This is a genomic window from Acinetobacter sp. ANC5681 (genome assembly GCF_023488045.1).
Lineage (GTDB): Bacteria > Pseudomonadota > Gammaproteobacteria > Pseudomonadales > Moraxellaceae > Acinetobacter.
Window position 1 is genome coordinate 59407 of the sequence record NZ_JAMFKZ010000006.1, and the last position, 16177, is coordinate 75583.

Consider the following 16177-nt stretch of genomic DNA (forward strand, 5'->3'; position numbering starts at 1 on the left):
ATCTCTTCCTATCAATTTGCCCAGAAAATCTGGATACCCCAGATTGCGTACACGAACACTGAAATAATGACAGCTGTAGTGAGTACAAGGCGTAAACCTGAAGCCGAAGGACCCATTTGACGAGTCGTTACATAATCAGTAAAGACTTGCCACATACCAATCCAAGCATGAGCAACAAGTGACAATACTGCCAATAAAGAGAAAATCTTCATTGGTAGAGTCAACATAAAGCCAGCCCACTGTTCGTAACCGAATCCGCTATTACACAAGATCCAACCGAACATCACCACAGTGTAAGCAGCCAAAACTACAGCACTGACACGTTGGATATACCAATCGCGAGAACCTGAACCTGTTAAACCTGTAGCACTTTTCATCAGAACATAATCCATACAAATGCCGCGAGAATACCAAGCGCAGACAAGATCAATGAAATAGTAGCTGCGATACGACCGCTTTGAAGTTCCTCAGCAAAACCGAGATCAGCAAGTAAATGCTTTACCCCAGCAATGAAGTGAAAAATTAAGCCAGCTACAAATACCCATACGATAAAACGTACACAGATATTTCCGAAAACGACATTTTTAACGTAGTCAAATCCTTCTGGTGAAGATAAAGATTTATCCAAAATCCATAAAAGAACAGCGACTAATAAGAAAACGATTACACCTGATAAACGGTGTAGAATTGATGCAATAGCCACGGGTGAGCGTAAATTTACCGCTAACACCTGACCCATGGACAAATTGACAGGTCTGTTGCTTTTCACAGCGGGCATCCTGTAGGTAGAAACTCCATCCGGAGTTTGTTTGAATTAATTCAAAGGAAAGCTGGCATAGTCAGGCAAGCATAATGCACGCCTAACCTATATAACGACAACGAATTATAAAACGTGAAATATCAAAATACAAACAATCAGTTTTCGCTTTAGTCGAAAATACAATGAAATAAGAATCATTCACATTTAATGCGTGTTTAAGCTGCGTTGGAAACTGCAATAAAACCCAATATATTACTGTTATATAAAAATAAAATATGAGTTATTATTTTTTAGTTTACTAAATTTTTTGTCAAAATTATTTCTAATATATTTCAATAACACTCCACTTAGTGTCTAAAAATTAATCAAAAAATACAATCTTAAATATAGGCGAAAATAATACCCCTCATTTATATATTAAATATCAGGGATCAATAATCTGTTTCCTCACACCAGTTACTCATAAAAAATAAGCTATTTTTTATACAGTTAATCGCACCATAATGAATCAATTATGACTCAATATATAAAACTTTTAATCTGTTTTTTAATGGATAGTTAATTCTAAACCCTGAGATATATAGGCTTTTGAATTGTGGTAAGTATTTATTTTTTAAGCACCAAAATATAACTCGGATAAAAATTTACTTACAATTGTACTGGTGCTTCATTTTTTTTATGCACCTCAAACCTGATTTGACATATTATACTCGACCGATGCTGTGATTTTACTCAATTTTTTCTTTGATACTAAATGACTAATTGACTGCAATAACGTTGTTTTTTATCCCTAAGTATAATTGACAAAATTTTAGTAGCCACTAATCTTATAGCAAATTTTGACACCGTCTGATTCGCACATGACAAGATTAGGATTTCGAGTCAGATAATCATTCACCAGGACAGGAGATCTATTGAATGTCTGCAGCAACTGGCAAAAAAGCCGTATTACAGCTTGATGGCAAAGAAATTGAATTACCAATTTACAGCGGCACATTGGGCCCAGATGTAATTGACGTTAAAGATGTATTAGCATCTGGTCATTTTACTTTCGATCCTGGTTTTATGGCGACAGCTGCTTGCGAATCTAAGATCACATTCATTGATGGTGACAAAGGTGTGTTATTACACCGTGGCTATCCGATTGATCAATTAGCGACTCAAGCAGACTATTTAGAAACTTGCTACTTATTATTAAATGGCGAGCTTCCAAATGCTGAACAGAAAGCAGAATTTGATGCTAAAGTTCGCAATCACACTATGGTTCATGACCAAGTAAGCCGTTTCTTCAATGGTTTCCGTCGTGATGCTCACCCTATGGCAATCATGGTTGGTGTAGTAGGTGCATTATCTGCGTTTTATCACAACGGTTTAGACATCGAAGATGTTAACCATCGTGAAATTACTGCAATTCGCTTAATCGCGAAAATCCCTACGCTTGCAGCGTGGAGCTACAAGTACACTGTAGGTCAACCATTCATTTACCCACGTAATGACTTAGGTTATGCAGAAAACTTCTTGCACATGATGTTTGCTACTCCTGCTGATCGTGACTACAAAGTAAATCCTGTTCTTGCACGTGCAATGGATCGTATCTTTACGCTTCATGCTGACCACGAGCAAAATGCATCTACGTCTACAGTTCGTCTTGCTGGTTCTACTGGTGCGAACCCATATGCATGTATCTCTGCTGGTATCTCTGCACTTTGGGGACCTGCTCACGGTGGTGCAAACGAAGCTGTACTTAAAATGTTAGATGAAATTGGTAGCGTAGAAAACGTTGCTGAATTCATGGAAAAAGTGAAGAGCAAAGAAGTTAAACTCATGGGCTTCGGTCACCGTGTTTACAAAAACTTCGATCCACGTGCGAAAGTCATGAAACAAACTTGTGACGAAGTACTTGAAGCTTTAGGCATCCAAGATCCACAACTTGCTCTTGCAATGGAACTTGAAAGAATTGCGCTTTCTGATGAATACTTCATCAAGCGTAACTTGTATCCAAACGTAGACTTCTATTCAGGTATCATCTTAAAAGCGATTGGTATCCCAACAGAAATGTTTACTGTAATTTTCGCTCTTGCACGTACTGTTGGTTGGATCAGCCACTGGTTAGAAATGCACAGCGGTCCTTACAAGATCGGTCGTCCACGTCAGCTTTACACAGGCTCGACTCAACGCGACATCAAACGTTAATTTTATTTTTAAAATTAATGTTAAAAAAGCTGCCAAATGGCAGCTTTTTTATGCACAAAAAATAGAAATATCTTAACGCCCCCAATCTATATCTTTTGCATAAGGTTCGACCATTTTAATCCGCTTGATATTTTCTTTTTCAAGTTGAGTTAGACGTGTATCCACATTGGTATAGCAAGGCATATACCAATCATATTGCGAAAATGTAGTTGCCCATTTTTTGCTCTGAAAAGCATAACCATGACGTGCATAAATTTCATTACGCATATATTGCAACTGCCCTAAAGGCACTTGTAAATCAGCATCTTTCAACAAACGCACCGAAGCATCAGGAAATTCACCTTGCCCTTTTGCATATTTACATTGCTGTGCATTTAAACTAAAAAATTTAGGTTTTACCGTTTGACTTACAGACAACCATTGCGCTTCAATCGGTGAAGTATTCCCCTTATAATTCAATACGAATCGACCAACATCCACACCTTGCCCAATCTCATTCAAGGTTAATGTATAATTTGAATCAGTTTGCTTAATTTTCCCTTTAAAATTTAGTTGCTTGCCATTCAAAACACTATAACCATTAACATCATTACCTTTTTGCTGCATAAACAAAGAAATTTTTTGTTCATCGTTATATAACCCTGTCCATGAAGGTGCTATTTGAGCGGGCTGTGCTAAAGTCAGCGGAGTGCTTGATAAAATAGCAATCGCAATTAATAATTGTTTAGGCTTATTCATTTTAATGTTCTCATCTAAAAAGACTATTTAAATTATTTTGCTTGCACAGCATATCAGTGATCAATATTTATGTGGAAAATACTCAACCGATTCTCTCAATTGATCATCATATTAGTTTTCGGCTATCTATCTTGGTTAATGCTTAAAATCTGCCTGAATTATTTCCCTTGGTCGGATAGCACCAATTTTTTAGTTCTTAAGCAAGATGTCGTACACTCTCAGCCTTGGCGCTTTGCATTTCAAACTCATGTTATCACTAGCAGCTTGGTATTATTGGCGGGTTTTACCCAATTCTCACATTCAATTCGTAACAACACACCACGTTTACATCGCTATGCGGGCTGGCTTTATATTATTGCAACACTTGGAGCCGCCTTGCCTAGCGGCTTCATTCTTGCAATCTCAGCAAATGGAGGTCTAAGTACTCAAATCTGCTTTGTCATTCTTGGATTATTATGGGGAACAAGTACCCTATTTGCACTTTATTATGCTTTTGAAAAAAAATGGATTGCACATCGTAACTGGATGATTCGAAGTTTTGCTTTAGCATTATCTGCATTAAGCTTAAGAACATGGAAACTTGCACTTTACCAAATTCAACCCTATTGGGATTGGCTTACACCAATCCACATTTATCAGCTTGAAGCATGGTTAGGCTGGACGATCAATGTATTAATTGCTGAAATGGTTATTTATTGGCTAACTTTTCGTAAAAAATCTTTTTAGATCTCATCTTCTTCTAAGGCACGTAACAAGGTTGCACTGATACCATCTGCACGTAACCATGCCAATTCATAACTCGCCTTCGCCAAAGCCAGCACACGTCGCTCAAACTCATCCCAAATGGGTTTAACCTGTGAATCTGTAATACCAAGCCCACTATCATGTGCCAAATGCTTATTCTTCTCGCAAATTTTCAAAGCATGATACAACTTCCGCCCTGTCGTTGCTGTCTCTAAGACACGAATATGTTTACTGTGAATAAAACCTTCAATATGTTGAAGATTCGCATGAGGTAGCAAAGGTACTAATATTTGATTCAATTGTGCATCCAATCGCCTCCAAACCATGAGTCTTTGTTCAGGCGTGTAGGTGTTCCACTGAATCACTTCATGATTAAAACGTCGACAACCACGACAAACCAGATCACCAAATACCGTTGAGCAACGTCCTGCACAGGGGGTCAATGATGGAATTCGACGATCGTTACTCAAAACCAACTCCTTTAAAACCATATTTGTTTTATGGCTTTCTCGCTTATTTTCAGATTTCGCGCTAAAATGTGCGCCTTATTTTTCTATCTTAATACATTTGGAGTTATCCATGAACGCTACTGTAGAACAGCTTGCACCTGTAGAACAGCAAGCGACCAATAATTGGGTTGTTGCGGCACTATATCAATTTAAAGAAGTTTCAGATGCAGCAGACCTGCAACAACGTCTTTTGAACTTAGTGAAGAGCATCAATTTATGTGGAACTCTGATTGTCGCTTCTGAAGGAATTAACGGCACGGTTGCTGGCGACCGTGCAGCAATTGACACGGTTCATCAATTCCTTTTAAACGAAGGTTTCAATGCAATGGAATATAAAGAGTCTGAAAGCTCTGAAAAGCCATTCCGTAAAATGAAAATTAAACTTAAAAATGAAATTGTCACTTTAGGTGTCGAAGTTAAGCCACGTGATTTAGTAGGCCATTATCTTGATCCTAAAGAATGGAATGATCTGATTAGTCGTGATGACGTAATCCTGATCGACACTCGTAATGACTATGAATACAAAGCTGGTACATTCAAGGGTGCAATCGATCCTAAAACGGAAACATTCCGTGAATTTCCTGAATATGTAAAACAAAACCTTGAGCAGCACAAAGACAAAAAAATTGCGATGTTCTGTACAGGCGGTATTCGTTGCGAGAAATCAACTTCTCTCCTTCTTCAAGAAGGCTTTAAGGAAGTTTATCATCTCAAAGGCGGTATTTTAAAATATCTAGAAGAAACCCCTGCCGAAGAAAGTATGTGGGAAGGTGAATGCTTCGTATTTGATGGTCGTACTGCGGTGACTCACGGCGTTGAAGAAGGTGAAAATATTAAGTGTCACGCTTGTGGATGGCCACTTACTAAGGTTGAAGCTGAATTACCAAGCTATGAACACGGTGTGTCTTGTGTTTACTGTATTGATAAAACTACGGATAAACAAAAAGCTGGCTTCCGTATGCGTCAGTCACAAATTGCAGCGGCAAAACGCAAACGCCTATAAATAAGTATAAAAATTTAATAAAAAGCCTTAGCTCAAACTAAGGCTTTTTTTATTTTAATCATCAAAATTATTAACCAATACATCATTGAGAGTTATCTAGACAACCATTATTCTAACCCCTAACTCACAAATCACATTTAGGCGCTATGGGACTGGAAGGCTGGGTATTATCCATCATGGAGAAACTAGGATACTTGGGTATCGCATTTTTAATGTTTCTTGATAATATTTTCCCACCAATTCCATCCGAAATCATTATGCCCTCTGCGGGTTATACCGCCTCTAAGGGAGACTTGAGCTTAATTGGCGTTATTATTGCTGGTAGTATCGGCTCACTCCTAGCCGCGGCATTACTGTATTGGATTGGTAGAAAAATTCCGCAACACCACCTTTTTACTCTTGTCGAACGCTACGGAAAATACCTACGTATTAGTGTTGCTGATCTTGAAAAATCATTGGCTTGGTTTGAAAAATATGGGCATAGGATCGTTTTTTTTGGTCGTATGGTACCTGCAGTTCGCTCTTTAATTAGTATCCCAGCAGGTATGAGCAAAATGCCTTTTAGTAAGTTCATGGCTTACAGTGCTGCAGGTACAATCCTTTGGACCACCCTACTTGCTTATGTTGGTTATCATTTTAGTGAAAATCCAGCATTGATGAGTGCTATTACACAGCGTATTGGCACTATTATTTTAGCTATTGCAATAGCATACGTCCTTTGGTTCTTAATCAAAAAATTCTATTTATCAAAAAAATAGTAAATGACATTTTCAACTCTATTTACATGGATACCGAGGTTCAAATAATGCAACATGATTTTTGGCATGACAAATGGCAAAACAATAATATTGGTTTTCATCAAGACCAACCTCACGCCCTACTTACCCAATATTTTAGATCATTAGATTTAAAGCCTCATGCTCGTATTTTTGTTCCACTTTGTGGTAAAAGTTTAGATATAAGCTGGCTAATAAATCAGGGTTATCAAATAGTTGGTATTGATCTTAGCCCTATTGCAATCCAAGATCTTATTTCAAATTTAGGATTGAGCTTTAAAGAGGCACAATCAGGTGAATTGACTCACTATCAACATCCTCAAATTGAATTATTCGTTGGTGATTTTTTCCAGTTAACAGCACAACAACTTGGTGATGTAGATGCTGTTTATGATCGAGCTGCCCTAATCGCTCTTCCACCGCAAATGCGAAGCCAATACACACAACATTTGTTAGACATTACAAAACAAGCACCTCAGCTATTAATTAGCCTTGAATATGATCAAAACTCACTTAAAGGACCACCATTCTCCGTTCCTGAACATGAATTAACTGAGCATTATGCAACGCATTATCAAATTAAATTATTGGAAACGATAACAGAGAATCTTAAGGGTAAAGTAATCGCCTCTGAAAATGTTTGGTCTCTGGGCAAATCATCCCAAATAGATTAAATAGCGAAGAGAAATATAAAAGCATTGAATAGTGATCTCCACTTGATGCTTCCTCAATCACAAAAACATTAACTCCCAAAGGAGATATAAAAAACGTCCTCTAAAGGACGTTTTTTTATTTAATTTGGTGTCAAATTATGCATTACTTTTATAACTACATAAGATGTAGCATCACGCTGGCGTGTGATACATAAGATAAATTTCGTTCAAATTATCAGGAATTTCTTCTGCTAATTCATCCATCAATTGACCATTGCGGCGGAAAGATTCCATTTGTGGATCTTCTTCATCAATGCCACTAAACACCATAATTGGTAAAGTTAAATCAACCAATTGTTCTTCAAACTCTGGAGCAAACCATGCCTCTTCATTTAAGAACATTGCATCAACAAAACCAACACTCCAATCACCTAAACTTGAATCAACATCTGCTTCTTCAATTTCAAAAGGGAATTCAATTCCGTTTTCATTGGCTAAATCTTGGCGAATAGACTCTAACCAAGCTTTGATTTGTTCAATGATTTCACTAGGAACTTTCTTTTGATTACTCTCAAAAAGCTCATCCAACCAACGATCAAATTTTGGACCAACCGCAATAGCACACAAAAAGCCATGAGTCGCTGCAAAATCTAAACCGTGCTCATTTTGATCACCGTCAAGAAAATTACTCAATAAGTCTAAATCTAATGTGCTCATTTTATAATCCAAATTTTAAATACACGGCAACAGCATAACATTTTCAAACATAAAGTCTTAGCAATTTTGCTTCACTTTAGTCATCCAAATCATCGTCGTCGAAATCATAATCGAAATCTTTTAATTCTCGTTCTAAACGGCGTTGAGCGAGTAGATCATCAATCAAACGGCGCTTTTCTAATGATTCTTTGGCACTGATTTTGCCTGATGACTCATCAAAACCAACATCATCCTCACCGTAGTTATCATCATCTAATTCGAAATCTGTAGAAGACACTAACAGTACCTCTAAATGAAAAAATATAAATGGGTCTAGCCGCTATTTATCGGTCTTATCAAACCTTGTCAAGTTTTATTTGATTTTTTTACTATAAAATGGTGTTTTGTACTTTTTTTCATCGTTTTTTTGTGTATTTATATTCTAACAATTGTACAAATGAAAAAATTCTTGAATAGGAATTCTCTGCTTGAAAAATTATGACACATCCCAATATCTAAGAAACTACAGTTCAATCCAACCTATTTTTTATTTAAAGCTAACGGATCAAATCCAAAACATTCCTCGTGAATTGTGCTATCATGCACGGTTTTTCACCGCCACAGATTCAACAAAAGAGTAAGCAAAGATGAGCGATATGAATTCCCCTACTTCGCAAGTAGCGGCTCTGATTAGCCGAGGCAAAGAACAAGGTTACTTAACTTACGCTGAGGTTAACGATCATCTACCAGACTCAATTACGGAAAGTGAGCAGATTGAAGACATCATCCAGATGCTTCAAGACGTTGGTATTCCAGTGCATGAACGTGCGCCAGAAACTGATGACACCATGTTTGGTGAGTCTACTGAAGCTGCGGACGAAGTCGCTGAAGAAGAAGCTGCTGCCGTACTCGCATCGGTTGAAAGCGAGCCTGGTCGTACCACTGACCCTGTACGTATGTACATGCGTGAAATGGGGACAGTTGAACTTTTAACGCGTGAAGGCGAAATTAGCATTGCAAAACGTATCGAAGAAGGTATTCGTGACGTTTTACATTCAATTGCTTATTGGCCAAATGCTGTTGAAGTCGTTTTACAAGAATATAATGACTTTTTAACAGGTGAGCGTCGTCTTGCCGATATTCTTTCTGGCTATTTAGACCCAGAAACTGATTATGACATTCCAGAAGTACTGGAAGAAGAAGCAGAACTTGAAGAAGCTGAAAGCGCTTCACCTGCGACGAAAGATGTAAAACTTGACGATGATGACGAAGACGAAGAATCTGAAGGTGATGATGATTCTGAAGGTGATTCAGGTCCAGATCCTGAAATCGCCAAAGTTCGTTTTTCTGAACTAGAAGCTGCTTGGAATGATACAAAAGCAATTGTAGCAAAACATGGTCGCAATAGTGACGAAGCAAAAGCTGCACTAGAAGCTTTAGCTGCTGTCTTTATGATGTTCAAATTCACACCACGTTTATTTGACATCATTTCAGAAATGATTCGTGGCACACATGAGCAAATTCGTACCAACGAACGTGAAATCATGCGTTATGCAGTGCGTCGTGGTCGTATGGATCGTAATCAATTCCGTACAACCTTCCCTGAACAAGAGTCAAATCCAGCTTGGTTAGATGAACAAATCGCGAAAGCCCCTGCTGAAACCAAAGCACATTTAGAAAAAGTGCGCCCTGACGTATTGGCATTCCAACAGAAAATTGCCGATATTGAGAAAGACCTTGGTTTGAACGTAAAAGATATCAAAGATATCTCTAAACGTATGGCAGTTGGTGAAGCGAAAGCACGTCGTGCCAAGAAAGAAATGGTTGAAGCAAACTTACGTTTGGTTATTTCAATTGCGAAGAAATACACTAACCGTGGCTTACAATTCCTTGATTTGATTCAAGAAGGTAACATCGGTTTGATGAAGGCTGTAGACAAGTTTGAATATCGTCGTGGTTATAAATTCTCGACTTATGCAACTTGGTGGATTCGTCAGGCGATTACTCGTTCAATTGCCGATCAAGCGCGTACTATTCGTATCCCAGTCCACATGATTGAAACGATTAACAAGATCAATCGTGTATCACGTCAACTTCTTCAAGAAATGGGACGTGAACCGACACCTGAAGAATTAGGTGAGCGTCTTGAAATGGACGAGGTTAAAGTTCGTAAAGTACTTAAAATCGCAAAAGAACCGATTTCGATGGAAACACCGATCGGTGATGATGAAGATTCGCATCTTGGTGACTTCATTGAGGACTCGAACATCACATCTCCAGTCGATGCTGCGACCTCAGAAGGTTTAAAAGAAGCGACACGTGAAGTGCTTGAAAACTTAACAGAACGTGAAGCTAAAGTCTTAAAAATGCGTTTTGGTATCGATATGCCAACCGACCATACTTTAGAAGAAGTGGGTAAACAGTTTGACGTAACACGTGAACGTATCCGTCAGATTGAAGCGAAAGCGTTACGTAAACTTCGCCACCCTTCTCGCTCTGAACATTTACGTTCATTCTTGGAAAATGACTAATTATTGGGAAAGTTTGAACGATGGTCAAAGCCCTCGTTCATGACTTGAAGTTAAGTACTTCATCCCCATTTAGTTATTAGATCATAAGCGCCTGCACTGATGCGGGCGTTTCAAATTAAAGAGGTTGCTCATGTTAGACCGCACTCCTTCTCGTGAATTACAAGAACATCTTTGGGTTTTCCCGATGGACTATCCAATCAAATTGATTGGTAATGCAGGGGATGAACTTCGAGTGGCTGTTGTTGATATTTTGCAGAAGCACTTCCCTGAATTCGATGGTGGTACAGTAAAAGTACAACCTTCACGTACAGGTAAATACCACTCTTTAACCGCACAATTACGCTTTGAAGAGTTAGAACAAGTTCATGCGCTATATGCTGATCTTGCAGCCTGCCCTTTAATTAAAACAGCGCTTTAAATAAGAAATCCAAAATACGAAAGTGTTTTGGATTTTTTTTAATAAAAAATAACGTACGACTTTTAGATCACCCCTATTTATCCAACTTAAATAATTACATAATTCAACCACTTATCTCTTTAAAGCTGCAAAGGAAATTTTATTGTAATGAGCTCTGTAAAACCTACTTTAATCATTCGTTGTTTCAATGATCTACAAGACTACACAGCTCGTTTTGAAGCAATGAAAGACTTCACAACCAATCGTGATGAAACCACACCCGATGAAGTTTGGTTATTACAACATCAAGATGTTTTGACTCAAGGGCAAGCAGGCAAAGCTGAACATATCCTTACGCACAGCAGCCTTCCAGTTGTCCATACTGATCGCGGGGGACAGGTCACTTGGCATGGTAAGGGTCAACTCGTTGCCTATTTCCTATTAGATTTAAACCGTTTGAAATGGCATGTTCGAACTCTAGTCAGCTTTGCTGAACAAGCCATGATTGACTTGCTGAAACAATACAACATTGATGCTTACGCTAAGCCTGATGCGCCAGGAGTCTATGTTGATGGTCGTAAAATCGGGTCTTTAGGTTTTAAAATTCGCCGTGGTCGTAGTTACCACGGTTTAGCCTTAAATATTGATTGTGATTTAACAGGCTTTCAAACCATTAATCCTTGTGGATACGCAGGTTTAGAAATGGTACGCTTGCAAGACTTGCTTGAAGATTACCCAAGCTTTGAGCAACTTTGTCATGATTTTATTCGCTATTTACAAAATACGAATTTCTTTCATGACCTTATAGTCAAATCTGAATAAACTACTTTTAAATTCCAAAGAAATAAATTAGAGTAATTACTCTAAATTTGCTTTTGCATAATTTTAACAAGGGATACGCGAGTGATTTCGACCAAAGCAGTGAAGCCCACTTTGCAATTTGCCTACGTAAAACTCATGATGGATGTCGTCGGTCGTGGTTTAGTAATGGCAAGCCAAGTGGATGACGAAGTACAACAGGAAGTCTCTAAATTTCCAGTTGGCTTTATACTTTCAATGAATGTTTTCCCAAATGGTCCTGCATTTATTGCACGAGTGACCGAAGAAAAACAATTAGAGCTTTTATCCAACTATAAAGGCAAACCTGATTTAACAATTACCTTCAAACATTTAACTCATGCTTTTCTGGTATTTTCTTTCCAAGAAAGTACTGCTCAAGCATTTGCCAATGACCGTATGATTGCTGATGGTGATGTTTCAAGTGCCATTCGCTTAGTGCGTTGTTTAAATAAAATGGAAGCGTTAATTCTACCTAAATTAATTGCCTCACTTGCTGTGAAACGTTATCCAGCTGAATTAACATTCAAAGAAAAATTCACTGGCGCAAAAAATATCTACCTCAAAGTCGCACAATCATATTTCAAACGGAGCACATAACATGGCTAAGCCTTATTACGAATTTTTTTGTCCTGTAAAGGTAATTGCTGGTAATGCTGCGTTAGAGCACATCCCTTTTGAACTTGCGACTCTTGGTTCAAAACGCCCAATGATCATTACCGATAAAGGCGTACGTGCAAATGGTCTACTCAGCCCAATTGAAGCTGCTTTTAGCACAACAGATGCTGTAATTGGTGCAATTTTTGATGACGTTCCACCTGATTCAAGCTTGGAAGTAGTACGTGCAGCAGCACAACTGTATCGTGAAAAAAAATGTGATGCGATTATTGCGATTGGTGGTGGTTCGGTTATTGATACATCGAAAGCAACTAATATTTTAGTTTCAGAAGGTGGCGATGATTTATTGCAATACTCAGGTGCGCATAACCTACCAAAACCATTAAAACCATTCTTCGTGATTCCGACAACGTCTGGTACAGGTTCTGAAGCAACTATGGTTGCTGTCGTTTCTGATACGCAAAAAAATGTCAAACTTGCATTTGCTTCTTACTATCTCATGCCACATGCAGCGATTCTTGATCCGCGCATGACACAAACATTGCCACCACACCTAACCGCAATGACAGGTATGGATGCACTAACTCACTGTGTTGAAGCTTATACATGCTTAGCAGCGAATCCTTTAAGCGATGCTTATGCAAGTGCTGGCATCAAGAAAATTAGTGAAAACTTATTCAAAGTTTTAGACAATCCAAGTGATGCACAAGGTCGTTTAGAGCTTGCTCAAGCATCAACTATGGCGGGAATCGCATTCTCTAATTCAATGGTTGGTCTGGTTCACTCACTTGGCCATGCTCTGGGTGCGGTGGCTCACCTACCCCATGGTCTTTGTATGAACTTATTCTTGCCATATGTGCTTGAATACAATAAAGAAGTCAATGGTGCTAAGATTGGTGAATTATTGCTTCCACTTGCAGGTGCAGATATTTATGCACAGACACCTGCTCATCTGCGAGCAGAAAAAGCCATTGCAACTATTTTAACCATGCGTGATCGTTTATTCACGCTTACTAAACTTCCACGTACTTTACGTGAAACGGGTAAAGTGACAGAAGCGCAGTTAGACGAAGTTGCTGAAAAAGCCTTAAATGATGGTTCAATCATTTACAACCCAAAAGAAGCGAATTTAGAAGATCTTCGTGCAATTTTGCAAAAAGCATGGTAATTCATTAAGTTAAATAAATAATTTAACTTTCAAAGCCCCGATATAATCTCATTATCGGGGCTTTGCCATTTTAAATGAATCTTTATTCATCTATTTCTTTGGCGAATTGGCAAAAAAATTGCTAAAAGAAGCATAAAAGTACTGACAATTTATAATAAATTACGATAAATTGGCGCACTTCTTTTTTTTGTAGCAGGGGTCATTTTTGTCTCAAATGACCCTTAAAACCATAGCTGATCTTTGATCAACGATTATGAGGATAACGCCGTTGACAAATATTTCTGGTACTCCATCGGTAGCTAAACTGCAAAAAACGCTAGGTCTCTGGCACATTATCATTATTGGTTTGGCTTATATTCAACCGATGACCTTGTTTGACACCTTCGGTCTGGTATCAGAAGAAAGTCATCACCACGTTCCTACCTCTTACATTGTGGCATTGATTGCGATTTTATTTACATCGCTAAGCTATGGGCACATGATTCGCCGTTATCCATCTTCTGGATCGGCTTATACTTACGCTCAAAAATCAATCCATCCAAATGTTGGCTTTATGGTGGGGTGGTCTTCTTGGCTCGATTATTTACTATCACCGATGGTCAATATCATCTTGGCGGGAATCTATCTGGATGCCTTATTTCCAAATGTAAACCACTGGGTCTGGGTGATTATCCTGACTGCCTTTATGACTGGCATCAACCTGCGTGGCGCTCGTTTTGTTGCAAACTTTAATAGCTTGATTGTTTTAGTTCAACTGATCGTCATCGGTGTATTCACCTATTTAGTTTATAACAAACTACAAATGGGGTATAACGCAGAAGGTCCAATTACTGCAGAAACACGCTATCAACTTTGGAGCTTACAACCATTCTGGAATGAGCTAACCTCTATTGGCGCGTTAATTACAGGTGCAACCCTACTGTGCTTTTCATTTACAGGTTTTGACTCGCTAAGCTCTCTAGCAGAAGAAACTAAAGATACTGAAAAGACCTTACCAAAAGCGATTTTCTTGACCGCATTATTCGCAGGTGTAATTTTTATTATCAGCACCTACTTTATGCAAATTTACTTTCCAAATGATCCAAAAAGTTACTTCCAAGATGTCGCAGCAACTCAACCAGATATTTTATTGTTGGTGGGTGGTTCGCTGTTCCAGTCTTACGTTTTAGCGTTTGCAATTGTGACTGTCATGGCATCTGGTATTTCAGCTCATGCTGGCGTATCACGTCTGATGTATGTGATGGGTCGGGACGGTGTGATTAACAAGAAAATCTTCGGCCATATTAGTCATAAAACATATACCCCATCTTATAATATTATCATTGTAGGATTGGTCGCATTAAGCGCTGGTTTTATGAGTTTGGATGTTGTGATTTCAATGATCAGCTTTGGTGCTTTGATTGCATTTACTTTTGTGAATCTCTCAGTGATTTCTCGCTATGCATTACGTGATGGCCGTACAAAGAATTTCAAAGATATTTTAAACTTTGTCATCATTCCTCTTTGTGGCTTCCTCAGCGTCTTCGCTATGTGGCTAGAAATTGAAGATACAGCATTAAAATACGGTTTATGGTGGGCAATGTTTGGTATTTTATATTTAGGCTATAAAACCAAAGGCTTTAAATATAATGCACCTCAACACAATGAACACGAATAAAATCATCTAAATCTAAAAAGGCGCTAAATGCGCCTTTTTATTAACTCAAAAACTTAGCTATGCAGTTTTTCAACAATTGATTTAACACGTTCCGCATACAGCTTCGCTGTTTCTAAGTCCCCTGTTGGAATCTCATCTACACTCGCATCAGAAGGTGATTGAACCAGTAAACCAACAGAACCGCCTAAATTATTCACATCTTCGCGTTTTGCGGCTTTGGTATTGGCTGGAAGTAAACCTAAACTCACCCAAATACCACCATGCTGAGAAGCTAAGGTTTGTAATTGAATCAACGTCACTTGTTTATCACCATTTAAACTCGCACTGTTTGTAAATCCTGCAAAAACTTTATCTTGCCAACCACGTGTGAACCATAACCTTGGTTGTTGCAAGCCCGTATGGTGATCTCTAACCCAAGGAATTAAAGTTGTTTAAAACCCTGTTGTCTCCACGCTTCATAGACGATTACCGCAGTCGCATTAGAAAGGTTTAAGCTTCTTGAGTTCTCAGCCATCGGCAAACGAATCCATTGCTCTTGTGGGAACATTAAACGCACTTGTTCAGGCAAACCCCTTGTTTCAGGTCCCATTAACAAAGCAACTGGACGATTAAGATCGACAGTATGCGGTGTCGCTGTACCTTTCGTGGTCAGTGGAAAAACATGCTCAACACCTTTGGTTTTTAAATCGGCAAGACAGAGTTCGATATTGTCCCAAATTTGCATTCTTGCCCATTCGTGGTAATCCAAACCTGCTCGCTTCAATTTCTTATCGTCTAGTTCAAAACCTAAAGGTCTCACTAAATGCAATTGAGCACCTGTATTGGCACACAAACGAATAATATTACCTGTGTTTGCAGGTATTTCTGGTTCGTATAGGACAACATGAATCACTTGTT

Annotated in this window: 18 protein-coding genes and 1 pseudogene; 11 read left to right on the plus strand and 8 right to left on the minus strand. The window is 38.5% G+C overall.

Annotated features, from left to right (window positions below; translation table 11 throughout):
• Positions 1–11: 11 nt before the first annotated feature.
• Together sdhD and sdhC are read right to left on the minus strand one after the other, a co-directional pair.
• Positions 12–377 (minus strand): succinate dehydrogenase, hydrophobic membrane anchor protein, encoded by a 366-nt coding sequence (gene sdhD, locus M5121_RS05620; RefSeq protein WP_004664449.1) that lies wholly within the window; start codon positions 375–377, stop codon positions 12–14.
• Positions 377–778 (minus strand): succinate dehydrogenase, cytochrome b556 subunit, encoded by a 402-nt coding sequence (gene sdhC, locus M5121_RS05625; protein WP_249570591.1) that lies wholly within the window; start codon positions 776–778, stop codon positions 377–379. The genes sdhD and sdhC overlap by 1 nt, the downstream gene beginning before the upstream one ends.
• Positions 779–1678: 900 nt before the next feature.
• Here sdhC and gltA point away from each other — a divergent pair.
• Positions 1679–2953 carry a citrate synthase gene (gltA, locus tag M5121_RS05630; RefSeq protein WP_004664452.1) on the plus strand — a complete coding sequence of 425 codons (1275 nt, stop codon included), beginning with the start codon at positions 1679–1681 and terminating at the stop codon, positions 2951–2953.
• Positions 2954–3025: 72 nt separating this feature from the next.
• Here gltA and M5121_RS05635 read toward each other — a convergent pair whose 3' ends face one another.
• Positions 3026–3691: a YARHG domain-containing protein gene (locus M5121_RS05635; protein ID WP_249570592.1), complete on the minus strand. Its 666-nt coding sequence runs from the start codon at positions 3689–3691 to the stop codon at positions 3026–3028.
• Positions 3692–3760: 69 nt separating this feature from the next.
• On the opposite strand from M5121_RS05635, the gene M5121_RS05640 reads away from it, so the two are divergent.
• Positions 3761–4417, plus strand: coding sequence for a DUF2306 domain-containing protein (locus tag M5121_RS05640; protein WP_249570593.1), 657 nt, complete (start codon positions 3761–3763; stop codon positions 4415–4417).
• Here the strand turns inward: M5121_RS05640 and M5121_RS05645 are convergent.
• Positions 4414–4905: a DUF1289 domain-containing protein gene (locus tag M5121_RS05645; RefSeq protein ID WP_004664457.1), complete on the minus strand. Its 492-nt coding sequence runs from the start codon at positions 4903–4905 to the stop codon at positions 4414–4416. The two genes, M5121_RS05640 and M5121_RS05645, sit on opposite strands and share 4 nt — an antisense overlap.
• A gap of 109 nt (positions 4906–5014) precedes the next feature.
• Between M5121_RS05645 and trhO the strand changes: the two genes are divergently transcribed.
• The 3 genes from trhO (at position 5015) to tmpT (ending at position 7397) form a co-directional block, all read left to right on the plus strand.
• Positions 5015–5947 (plus strand): oxygen-dependent tRNA uridine(34) hydroxylase TrhO, encoded by a 933-nt coding sequence (trhO, locus tag M5121_RS05650; RefSeq protein WP_249570594.1) that lies wholly within the window; start codon positions 5015–5017, stop codon positions 5945–5947.
• 146 nt (positions 5948–6093) lie between these two features.
• Complete coding sequence (locus M5121_RS05655; RefSeq protein ID WP_249570595.1) at positions 6094–6705, plus strand: DedA family protein; 612 nt, start codon at positions 6094–6096, stop codon at positions 6703–6705.
• Positions 6706–6752: 47 nt separating this feature from the next.
• The gene (gene tmpT, locus M5121_RS05660; RefSeq protein WP_249570643.1) at positions 6753–7397 is read left to right on the plus strand and encodes a thiopurine S-methyltransferase; all 645 of its coding nucleotides are present in this window, start codon (positions 6753–6755) and stop codon (positions 7395–7397) included.
• Between the two features lie 171 nt (positions 7398–7568).
• On the opposite strand, the gene M5121_RS05665 is transcribed toward tmpT, so the two are convergent.
• Together M5121_RS05665 and M5121_RS05670 are read right to left on the minus strand one after the other, a co-directional pair.
• Positions 7569–8093: a YecA/YgfB family protein gene (locus M5121_RS05665; protein ID WP_005161776.1), complete on the minus strand. Its 525-nt coding sequence runs from the start codon at positions 8091–8093 to the stop codon at positions 7569–7571.
• Positions 8094–8169: 76 nt separating this feature from the next.
• Positions 8170–8370, minus strand: a complete 201-nt coding sequence (locus M5121_RS05670; RefSeq protein ID WP_004664469.1) for a PA3496 family putative envelope integrity protein — start codon at positions 8368–8370, stop codon at positions 8170–8172.
• Positions 8371–8719: 349 nt separating this feature from the next.
• On the opposite strand from M5121_RS05670, the gene rpoD reads away from it, so the two are divergent.
• The 6 genes from rpoD (at position 8720) to M5121_RS05700 (ending at position 15280) form a co-directional block, all read left to right on the plus strand.
• A complete protein-coding gene (rpoD, locus tag M5121_RS05675) occupies positions 8720–10603 on the plus strand; it encodes an RNA polymerase sigma factor RpoD (RefSeq protein WP_249570596.1) in 1884 nt (627 codons plus the stop codon).
• A 130-nt stretch (positions 10604–10733) separates the two neighbouring features.
• Positions 10734–11021 carry a YbeD family protein gene (locus M5121_RS05680; RefSeq protein ID WP_004664473.1) on the plus strand — a complete coding sequence of 96 codons (288 nt, stop codon included), beginning with the start codon at positions 10734–10736 and terminating at the stop codon, positions 11019–11021.
• 147 nt (positions 11022–11168) lie between these two features.
• A complete protein-coding gene (gene lipB / locus M5121_RS05685) occupies positions 11169–11822 on the plus strand; it encodes a lipoyl(octanoyl) transferase LipB (protein WP_005161781.1) in 654 nt (217 codons plus the stop codon).
• Positions 11823–11903: 81 nt separating this feature from the next.
• On the plus strand, positions 11904–12437 hold the full coding sequence (locus M5121_RS05690) for a hypothetical protein (protein WP_249570597.1): 534 nt from the start codon (positions 11904–11906) through the stop codon (positions 12435–12437).
• A gap of 1 nt (position 12438) precedes the next feature.
• Positions 12439–13623, plus strand: a complete 1185-nt coding sequence (locus M5121_RS05695) for an iron-containing alcohol dehydrogenase (RefSeq protein WP_005161786.1) — start codon at positions 12439–12441, stop codon at positions 13621–13623.
• A gap of 253 nt (positions 13624–13876) precedes the next feature.
• Positions 13877–15280, plus strand: a complete 1404-nt coding sequence (locus tag M5121_RS05700; protein ID WP_249570598.1) for an APC family permease — start codon at positions 13877–13879, stop codon at positions 15278–15280.
• A 53-nt stretch (positions 15281–15333) separates the two neighbouring features.
• Here the strand turns inward: M5121_RS05700 and M5121_RS05705 are convergent.
• A pseudogene (locus M5121_RS05705) lies at positions 15334–15660 on the minus strand (flavodoxin family protein); the annotation flags it as partial.
• A gap of 41 nt (positions 15661–15701) precedes the next feature.
• Positions 15702–16172 (minus strand): tRNA (cytidine(34)-2'-O)-methyltransferase, encoded by a 471-nt coding sequence (locus M5121_RS05710; RefSeq protein ID WP_004664488.1) that lies wholly within the window; start codon positions 16170–16172, stop codon positions 15702–15704.
• Between the last annotated feature and the right edge of the window lie 5 nt (positions 16173–16177).